6 protein-coding genes and 1 riboswitch are annotated in these 6,212 nt (G+C 60.7%); of the genes, 3 read left to right on the forward strand and 3 right to left on the reverse strand.

The window, feature by feature from the left end; genetic code table 11:
* Nucleotides 1-11 precede the first annotated feature (11 nt).
* Both AHA_RS00345 and AHA_RS00350 read right to left on the reverse strand, forming a co-directional pair.
* Entirely contained in the window at nt 12-314 is a 303-nt protein-coding gene (locus AHA_RS00345; RefSeq protein WP_005306985.1) for a P-II family nitrogen regulator, read from the reverse strand.
* 4 nt (nt 315-318) lie between these two features.
* Nucleotides 319-1,245 (reverse strand): sodium-dependent bicarbonate transport family permease, encoded by a 927-nt coding sequence (locus AHA_RS00350; protein ID WP_164927503.1) that lies wholly within the window; start codon nt 1,243-1,245, stop codon nt 319-321.
* Between the two features lie 111 nt (nt 1,246-1,356).
* Here AHA_RS00350 and AHA_RS00355 point away from each other — a divergent pair, with 111 nt between their 5' ends.
* From AHA_RS00355 to murI, 3 genes are all read left to right on the forward strand, one after another.
* Nucleotides 1,357-2,259 carry a LysR family transcriptional regulator gene (locus AHA_RS00355; protein WP_011704110.1) on the forward strand — a complete coding sequence of 301 codons (903 nt, stop codon included), beginning with the start codon at nt 1,357-1,359 and terminating at the stop codon, nt 2,257-2,259.
* A 35-nt stretch (nt 2,260-2,294) separates the two neighbouring features.
* Nucleotides 2,295-2,471: riboswitch (cobalamin riboswitch) on the forward strand.
* 52 nt (nt 2,472-2,523) lie between these two features.
* Nucleotides 2,524-4,359 (forward strand): TonB-dependent receptor domain-containing protein, encoded by a 1,836-nt coding sequence (locus AHA_RS00360; RefSeq protein ID WP_011704111.1) that lies wholly within the window; start codon nt 2,524-2,526, stop codon nt 4,357-4,359.
* Between the two features lie 117 nt (nt 4,360-4,476).
* The gene (gene murI / locus AHA_RS00365) at nt 4,477-5,271 is read left to right on the forward strand and encodes a glutamate racemase (RefSeq protein ID WP_011704112.1); all 795 of its coding nucleotides are present in this window, start codon (nt 4,477-4,479) and stop codon (nt 5,269-5,271) included.
* 18 nt (nt 5,272-5,289) lie between these two features.
* Here the strand turns inward: murI and AHA_RS00370 are convergent, their stop codons facing one another.
* On the reverse strand, nt 5,290-5,781 hold the full coding sequence (locus tag AHA_RS00370) for an RNA recognition motif domain-containing protein (RefSeq protein ID WP_011704113.1): 492 nt from the start codon (nt 5,779-5,781) through the stop codon (nt 5,290-5,292).
* Between the last annotated feature and the right edge of the window lie 431 nt (nt 5,782-6,212).

The following is a 6,212-nucleotide window of genomic DNA, read 5'->3' on the forward strand; positions in this document are numbered from 1 at the left end:
GGCAAGCCGGCTCAGAATTTTTCGGGTCGCACGATTTCGACCGGTTGCAAAAAGGCGACCATGGCATAGTCGGGGTAGTAGCGACTCTGCAGGTGGGCGAGCAGGCGTTCCGCCTGTTCGCGGCTGCAGATCGCCTCCAGCCGGATGTTGCCGCTCTCGCTCCAACTGGCATTGCGCTCACCGTGGTCGCCGCGGCCTCTGGCATCGGTGATGGTGTAGCCGCGCAGCCCCTCGCGGGTGAGGGTGCGCAGCAGGGTGGGTTCCAGGTTCGCTTCCGTGATGACGGTGAGCAGAGTGCGGATCTCGGTCTGCATGTGGCTATTCCGTGAAGTGGCGGGCCCAGCTGTGGTAGAGCGGGATCCCCAGCATGATGTTGAACGGGAAGGTGACCCCCAATACGGCGCTGAGCGACAGGCCCGGATTGGCCTGAGGCACGGCGATGCGCATGGTGGCCGGCACGGCGATATAGGAGGCGCTAGCCGCCAGGGTGGCCAGCAGGGTCAGGCCACCGAGGGAGAGCCCCACCAGTTGGCCGATCACCAGGCCCAGGCCAGCCGAGGCGAGCGGCATCAGCAGGGCGAAGCCGAGCAGGAACAGGCCGTGGCGGCGCAGGTCCTGGCACTGGCGGGCGACGATGAGGCCCATCTCCAGCAGGAACAGGGCCAGCGCCCCTTTGAACAGGTCGACGAACAGGGGCTTGAGCGGGGCGATCCCGTCGGGACCGGCCAGATAGCCGATGGCCATGCCGCCCAGCAGCAGGGTGACCCCCTTGCCGAGGAAGGTTTCATGGGCCAGCCGGCGCCAGCGGGTTTGTCGGCTTATCCCCTGGGCCAGCACGATGCCGACCAGGATGGCGGGGATCTCCATCACCGCTAGGAAGATGGAGAGCTGGGATTCGAAGCTGATGCCGCGCTCGGTGAGCCAGTTCACCCCGACCGCAAAGGTCGCCACGCTGACCGAGCCGTAGTGGGCGGCGGTGGCGGCGGCATCGACCCGGTTCATCTTGAGGCGCAGCACGGCAAACCCGGCCAGGGTCTGCAGCATGCCGAGCAGGATCACCAGTGCCAGTTGCGGTAATAACGGTTGTAGAGATTGCTGCGCCAGGCCGACGCCGCCCTTGAGGCCGATGGCCAGCAACAGGAAGAGAGAGAGAGTATCGTAGAGCGCGGGCGGCAGCTTGAGCTCGGAGCGCACCAGACCTGCCAGCAGGCCAAAGAGGAAAAAGAGTACAACAACATCCAGCATGGGAGTTCGCAGGAGGCAATTCACAGGGTGGTTGCATGCTAGAGTGCAAGATGTTTCGATAAAATCAGATTTTGATTGATGATTGTTCGGTAGAAACTGATAAGGGGCCCGATGCTCAACTACAAACAGCTCTATTACTTCTGGCACGTAGCGCGCAGCGGGAGTGTGACGCGGGCCGCCGAGCAGTTGCACCTCACGCCGCAGACCGTCAGCGGTCAGGTGGCCGAGCTGGAGCTCTCCCTCGGGGTGGCATTGTTCAACCGGGTGGGGCGGCGGCTTGCCCTGACCACCGCCGGTCGTCAGGCGCTCGAACAGGCTGGCGCCATCTTCTCGCTCGGCGCCGATCTCGAGCATACCCTGCGCCATGCCAGCCAGGAGCTGACCATGCAGGTGGGGATCGCCGACTCCGTGCCCCGCACCCTGGCGTTCGAGCTGCTGGCGCCCGCCATGGCGCTGGCCACCCCGTTGCGGCTGGTGTGCCATGAAGAACGGGCGGAGCAGCTTTTCAGCGAGCTGGCCAGCCACAAGCTGGACATGGTGCTGATCGATCGCCCGCTCCCCCCCGACAGCGGGGTGCGCGGCTACAACCACGAGCTGGGACGCAGCCCGCTGGCGCTGTTTGCCAGCCCCGAGCTGGCCGCCAGGGCACGGCAGGGCTTTCCCGCCTCCCTCGAGGGTCTGCCGCTGCTGATCCCAGGGGAGAAGTCGGCGACCCATGACAGCCTGCTGGCCTGGTATCGGCAGCAGGGCATTCATCCCCATCTGGTCGGCCAGTTCGATGATTCGACCCTGATGAAGTCGTTCGGCAAGGCGGGGATGGGGATCTTTCCGGCGCCGCTGGCCATGGCCGACGAGATCGCGCGACTATACGGTGTCGAACGGATTGCAACCCTGGCCGAGGTGACGCTCTCCTACTATCTGGTGTCGGCCGGTCGTCACCTCTCCCATCCCGGCGTACAGGCGGTGATGGAGGGGGCGAAGCAGCGGCTGGCTGCGCTGGGTGGCAATAAATAGAAATCTGGATGGCTATACATCCACCTCTGCTCTGCCTATAATCCCTGCGCTTTGGCGCATCATGCTTAATAGGGAATCCGGTGAAAATCCGGAGCTGGCGCGCAGCGGTAAGGGGGAACGAAGCGACATCAGGGCACTGCCACAGGTGGGAAGCCGTCGCCGTAGGCCATCAGCCCCCCAGCCCGAAGACCTGCCAAAGTTCGTATTTCGGGCCGAGAGAAACCGGCCACGAAGTAGATGCTTACGCGAACTTAAGGATCTCTCATGTCCAAGAAATTATTGGCGGCTGCCCTGTTGCCAACGGCGGCCTTCGCCCAGACCACCATCCCCGTCAATCCTACCCTGGTCATCACCGCCAATCGGGTGGAGCAACCCATCAGCTCGGTACTGGCTCCCGTTGTGGTGATCGATCGCGCCGAGATCGAATCCCGTCAGGTGCAGAGCCTGCCAGCGTTGCTGAAGACGCTGCCCGGCGTGCAGATCACTACCCTGGGTGGCCGAGGCCACATGAGCAGCCTGTTCATCCGTGGTACCAACTCCAACCATTCACTGGTGCTGATGAATGGGCGCCCCATCGCGGCCATGGTGGCTGGCACGCCGGATCTCAGCCAGATCCCGCTCGGTAATATCGAACGCATCGAGTACATCCGTGGCCCGCGGGCGGCCGTGTATGGCTCGGACGCCATCGGCGGCGTCATCAATCTGATCACCAAGACATCCGCCAAGAATGGCAGCGAGACCCACCTGAAAGGCGGTGTGGGCAGCAATGGTTACGGCCAGGGCCAGCTGCGTACCGTGCAGGCTCTGGGCCAGCAGACCGACATGAATATGATGATCGGCTACGAGCGCACCGATGGGTTCGACGTGGTGGCCAATGCCCAGCAGCCGGATCGGGATGGCTTTGACAGCTTGAACGGCCAGTTCGGACTGAGTCATGCTTTCAACGACGCATGGAGTGCCGACTTCAACGCCCAGGGCTATGACAACCAGACCGAAATGGATGATGCGTATCAGTCGGCCGATCAGAGCCGGGTGCAGGCGTTCCAGTACGATGGCGGTCTCAAGTATCAGAGTGGCGCGCTGAGCAGCCGGCTGGAGGCCAGCTACGGTGAGAACAAGCTGAAGAGCTGGCTGGAGAGCAAAGGGGAGTCCAGTGCGGAGCCCATCCACACCGGGCTGACCCGCTTCTCCTGGATCAACAGCTGGAGTGGTGTCGAGGGGCTAAACCTGACCGGTGGTGCCGACTGGCAGCAGGAGCAGCTGAAATCCGATACACGCAGCTATGGTCAGGCATTCAATGCCCCGGATCGCGACAACACGGGTCTGTTCGTGGTGGGCAGCTACCGCTGGCAGGCCCTGCTGTGGGAACTCTCTGGTCGTACCGATGACAACAAGCAATATGGCCGCCACAACACCTGGTCCGCTGCCAGCGGGCTGGATCTCGATGACAACCATAATGTGCGTCTGAGCTATGGCACTGCCTTCAAGGCACCGACCTTCCTCGATCTCTACTATCCGGGTTATGAGAACCCCGCGCTGAAACCGGAAGAGAGCAAGAACCTGGAGCTGGGCTTCAGCGGCCGCTACACCGGTTGGGATTGGTCGTTGAACCTCTACCGCAACCAGATCCAGAATCTGATTGCCTGCCAAAGCGCGTCCTCAACCTGCCGACCGGACAACACCGACGCCGAGATCCGCGGTGTGGAAGTGGCGCTCGGTCTGGAAACCGGACCACTGCGGCACGACCTGAGCTTTGACTACACCCGGGCCGAAGACAAGAACGATGGGGATCAGCAACTGCTGCGTCGTGCCAAGCAGAAGGCCAGCTGGCTGACTCAGGTGCAACTGGGCCCGGTCGATCTCTCTACCGAACTGCTTTATGTCGGCAAACGGGATGACAAGAACTTCAGCAGCTTCCCGGCGGAGCGGGTTGAGCTGGGTTCCTACACCCTGATCAACTTGGGGGCGAGCTATGGGGTGACGCCTCAGTTCACGCTGGGTGGCCGCATCGACAACCTGTTTGATCGTGATTACGCCCCGGCCTATGGCTATGCGTCGGCAGGTACCGAGTTCAAGCTGACGGCGGACTACCGTCTCTGAGCGGCAACGCTGCCTATATAAGAGAAGATAAAAAGCGAGGCCCCGCCATTGGTGGGGCCTTTTCTATTGGCGGTCGGCGGGAGTATGATCGCCGACTTGCAGCAAAGGGGAGCTCAAGTGGCCAATATTCTCGTGTTCGACTCCGGTATGGGTGGCCTGACCATCTACCGCGAGATCCGCCGCGCATTGCCGGCACACAACTACTTCTATTGTTTTGATAATGCCAACTTCCCCTATGGTGAGCTGAGCGAGGCCGCCCTCACCGAAGTCTGCACCAGGTTGGTCAGCCACATGGTGGTCGAGCATGATATCGATCTGGTGGTGATTGCCTGCAACACGGCCAGCACCATCGCTCTGCCGTCCCTGCGTGCTGCCATGACAGTACCGGTCGTTGGCGTGGTACCCGCCATCAAGCCCGCAGCCGCGCTTACCCGTAATGGTTGCATCGGCTTGCTGGCAACCCCGGGTACCGTCAGCCGTGAATATACCCACGAGCTCATCGCCCAGTTTGCGCCGGGCAAGCGGGTCTTGCTCAAGGGGGCGACCGAGCTGGTCGTCGAGGCCGAGCACAAGCTGGCGGGTCTGCCGGTCAATATGGCGCTGTTGCGGGAAGTATTGGCAGACTGGCTGGAAGGGGAAGAGCATCCGGATACCCTGGTGCTGGGCTGTACCCATTTCCCCTTGCTGGATGAAGAGATACGGCAGCTGATGCCTGCGTGCCAGCTGGTGGATTCCGGCAGTGCGGTCGCCAAGCGGGTGGCTCACCTGCTGGCCGGTTTGGTAACGACACCGACACGGCTGGAAGATGTCGGGGGTAAGGCCTATTGCACCCGGCTGGATGCCCAGACCCAGAAACTGACAGCCCCCTTGCAAGCTTGGGGGCTGTCATCACTCGAAGAGGTCAGGTTCTAACGGATTGCCTGCCAGCGGTCAGGCATCCACTTCACTGCCTTCTCGCTCATCTTTGTCCCGCTTGTCGTTGGCTTCACGTACTTTAAGGGTACGCTGTTGATACTCCTTGTCGTTGAGTGCGGCGATCGCCTTGGCGGCATCAGCAGCGGGCATCTCCACGAAACCGAATCCTCTGCGCTTGCCGGTGGCCTTGTCCTTCATCAGACGGACCGAGATCACCTGGCCCTGCTCGGCAAACAATTCGCGCACGGCTATCTCATTGGCACGGTATGGCAGATTGCCTACATATAAGGTGCAGGTCTCCTGACTGGAGGCCAGTTCAGCCACACCCGCCGGTGCACGGTTCAGGAACAGCGGTACCACGAAACCGCCGATGGCCAAGCCCACAGCAAAAATCACTTCGGCTTTCAAAGAAAATTGCAGGGCCTGGGCAACCAGATAACCAACCAGCGCCAACACCAGAGCAAGGATGGCCGCCTGCACATAAACGGGAAACTTGGATAAATTCATCTTTAAAGACCTTTTGTAAATGAAAGCAAAAAAGGTGCAACACTCTATTCACCTCCATGGTAACCAGCTTTCCAGCCGGGCGCTACCATGGACCACTTGGGACATATTATCCGTTCCAGTATGGCATCCCTTGAGAGGGGAAGATCCACCTAAATGATGATAAAACCGGTCTGAAATCATCGGTTTGTGGATAACATTGTATATATACACTGAGTAAGCTGTTTCTAATTGGATAATTTGAAGTTTCCGTGACTTTCTTCAAAAAAAGCCTTGTCATCGCGGCGCGGCTCCCTATAATGCGCCTCTACCAGCACGGCGGAACACGCCAACCTGATGAGCCAGCTTCCTTGCGAAGTGGGCGCCGAAAGAAAAGCGAAAACAATCGCTTGACTTTCGAAGTGAGAAGCGTAATATGCGCCTCCTCAACGCGA

Source organism: Aeromonas hydrophila subsp. hydrophila ATCC 7966, assembly GCF_000014805.1.
GTDB classification, from domain to species: domain Bacteria; phylum Pseudomonadota; class Gammaproteobacteria; order Enterobacterales; family Aeromonadaceae; genus Aeromonas; species Aeromonas hydrophila.